The organism is Rhizobacter sp. (assembly GCF_031412075.1).
In the GTDB taxonomy this organism is placed as follows: Bacteria; Pseudomonadota; Gammaproteobacteria; order Burkholderiales; family Burkholderiaceae_C; genus Rhizobacter.
Genome location: NZ_JANOCG010000357.1, coordinates 1 through 2,577, shown reverse-complemented (window position 1 = coordinate 2,577; position 2,577 = coordinate 1). Strand labels below are relative to the sequence as shown.

At 63.7% G+C, this 2,577-nt stretch carries 3 protein-coding genes and 1 pseudogene; all 4 read right to left on the bottom strand.

What is annotated here, in order from left to right:
- Nucleotides 1-135: family 1 glycosylhydrolase (locus RMO40_RS13300; RefSeq protein WP_309721898.1), on the bottom strand; the 135-nt coding region annotated here is incomplete at its 3' end.
- A gap of 176 nt (nt 136-311) precedes the next feature.
- Nucleotides 312-1,151 (bottom strand): ABC transporter permease subunit, encoded by an 840-nt coding sequence (locus RMO40_RS13295; protein WP_309721895.1) that lies wholly within the window; start codon nt 1,149-1,151, stop codon nt 312-314.
- Nucleotides 1,148-2,134 (bottom strand): ABC transporter permease subunit, encoded by a 987-nt coding sequence (locus tag RMO40_RS13290; RefSeq protein ID WP_309721892.1) that lies wholly within the window; start codon nt 2,132-2,134, stop codon nt 1,148-1,150. Before RMO40_RS13290 ends, RMO40_RS13295 begins: the two co-directional genes overlap by 4 nt.
- A 134-nt stretch (nt 2,135-2,268) precedes the next feature.
- Nucleotides 2,269-2,577 (bottom strand): annotated as a pseudogene (locus RMO40_RS13285) (sugar ABC transporter substrate-binding protein); the annotation flags it as partial.

Here is a 2,577-nt window from a genome sequence, read left to right as displayed (position 1 = left end):
GGTGTTGCCCGGGGTGTGGGAGAAGGTGTCCCAGATCGACTTGCCACGGCCATCTTCGTGGGCCGCACCTTCGATCTGGTAGGCACTGGTGGCGACGCCCCACACAAAGCCGGGGGGAAATTTCTGCTGGGTCACGCGTCGGGTCCTTGAATATAAAAATCAACTTGATGAGTACCGTGCCCCAACCGCCCTCCGTTCGCCCTGAGCCCGTCGAAGGGTGCGCCGTGCACAGCGCTGGCTTCGACAGGCTCAGCCCGAACGGAGATGGGGATGCAGCTGAGGTAAGTCACGGGAAGAAGGTGTGAAAAGGTTCAGGCCTTGACCGCACCAGCGGTCAGCCCTTCGATGAGCCGGCGCGAGGCCAGCGTGAAAATCACGAGCAGCGGCACCACCGCGATCGACGAGCCGGCGCAGATGGCGCCCCAGGGCGTTTGCCCGGTGCCTTGCAAAGCGCGCAGCGCAAGCGGCACGGTGTACATCTCCATGTCGCGCATCACGATCAGCGGGCCCATGAAGTTGTTCCAAGAGCCGATGAAGGTGACGAGCCCGAGCGTGCCGAGCGCCGGCCCGATGAGCGGCAGCACGATGCGAAAGTAGATGCCGAGCTCGCCGCAGCCGTCGATGCGCGCGGCGTCGATCAGGTCGCGCGGGATGGCGGAGGTGATGTACTGGCGCATCATGAAAATGCCCAATGCGCCGCAGGCGCCCGGCACGATGAGTGCCTTGGGTTCGTTCATCCAGCCGAGCCAGCTCATGGTGAGCGCGGTAGGGATCATGCCCACGAAGCTCGGCAGCAGCATGGTGCCCATCACGAAGACGAACAACTGCTTTTTGTACTTGAACTCGAACATCGCAAACGCATAACCCGCGAGCGAACACAGCAGCAGGTTGGCCGCCGTGATGGCGAGCGCCACGTACAGGCTCCAGCCGAGGTTGTGCCAGAAGTAGGGCAGGCGCTCGAGCAGCAGCTTGACGTTGTCGACGAAGGCCGAGCCGAACCACACCGGCGGCGGCAGCGAGAGGATCTCGCGGTCGGAGTGGGTGGCGAACACGAACATGAAATAGAACGGCGCAAGCATCAGCACCGCCCCGGCCAGCACGATGGCATAGGCGCTCAGCTGGCCCGGGCCGACCTTCAGGGCGCTGCTCATGACGCGCGCTCCTCGCGCGTGCCGAGCACGCGGTTGTTGAGCCAGGTCACGCCGGCGATCAGCATGAACAACAACCAGGCGATGCTCGACGCGGTACCGAAGTCACCGTCGACGAAGGCGGTGGCATACATGTGCATGGCCGCCGTCTTGCCGGCCTGGTCGATGCCACCGGTGCCGCTGGTCAGGATGAAGGGCTCCTCGAACAGCTGCAGGTTGCCGATGATGGTGAGCGTGACGGCAAAGAAGATCATCGGCCGCAACAAGGGCAGCACGACGTGGCGGAACTGCTGCACCGGCTTGGCGCCGTCCATGGTGGCGGCTTCGAACAAGTCTTTCGGGATGGTCTGGATGGCCGAGAGGTAGAGCACCACGTTCCAGCCGACGTAGCGCCAGAACACCACGAAGGAGACCATCCACTTGGTGTACTGCGGCTGGCCCCAGTCGATGTTTTGCGCCGGCAGGAACCAGCTGAACACCGGCAACTGCGACAGCTGCGCGATGCTCGCGTTGATGACGCCGTAGTCGCGCGAGAAAAGGGTCGAGAACACCAGCGAGATCGCCACGCTGGAGGTGATGAAGGGCAGGAAGTAGATACCGACCACCGCATTGCGCCAGCGGCCGAACGCGCGGTGCAAGAAGAACGCGAGCGGCAGCGCCACCGCATGCTGCGGCACACCCGAGACGATCGACATCCACACCGTGTTGTAGAGCGACTTGTGGAACCAGTCGTCGTCGACGATCACGTACCAGTAGTTCTCCAGGCCCACCCAGTTCATGGCCGCGAGGCCGGCCGCCGGCTCCCAGCGGTGGAACGAGAGGTACATCGAGAACAGCAACGGGAACAGGCCGAACACGCAGAACAGCACGAAGAACGGGCTGATGAACACGTAGGGCGCAATGTCGCGGAACGCGAAGCGCTTCTTGCGCCGCGGCGGGTGTGCCACGGCGCTTGAGGGCGCTTGCGGGGTCAGGGGTTCAGACATGGCCTGCATGATGGCGTGATGAGCGAGCGGTGGGGTCATTCACTCCGTTCGCACTGAGCTTGTCGAAGTGCCGCACCGCGCAGCACGCTGGCTTCGACAGGCTCAGCCCGAACGGAATTGGGTTGCTGCTTGCTTCAGCGGCGCACGCGTTTCTTCAGCGCGGTCTGGGCATCGGCCAAGGCGGTCTTGACGTCCTTGTTCTGCTCCAGCACCTTCTCGAGCTCGGCGTTGACCACCTCCTTGGCGACCGGGTCGTACTTGTCGACGGCGATCGCCTGGATCTTGTCGGCCGCCACCTTCCACTGCTGGCGGGCCTTCTGGCCGCCCAGGTAGGCGATGGGCTCATCCAGGAAGGGGTCGTTCTGCGCCGCGATCAGCGAGGGGAAGGCGTCGAGCTTGCGGAAGGCCTCGATCTGCATTTCCTTGTTGAGCGTGAGGAACTT

What these genes read in the sequence shown, in the direction of transcription:
- RMO40_RS13295 (WP_309721895.1), bottom strand. Translation starts at nt 1,151, where the DNA reads ATGAGCAGCGCCCTGAAGGTCGGCCCGGGCCAGCTGAGCGCCTATGCC.
- RMO40_RS13290 (WP_309721892.1), bottom strand. Translation starts at nt 2,134, where the DNA reads ATGTCTGAACCCCTGACCCCGCAAGCGCCCTCAAGCGCCGTGGCACAC.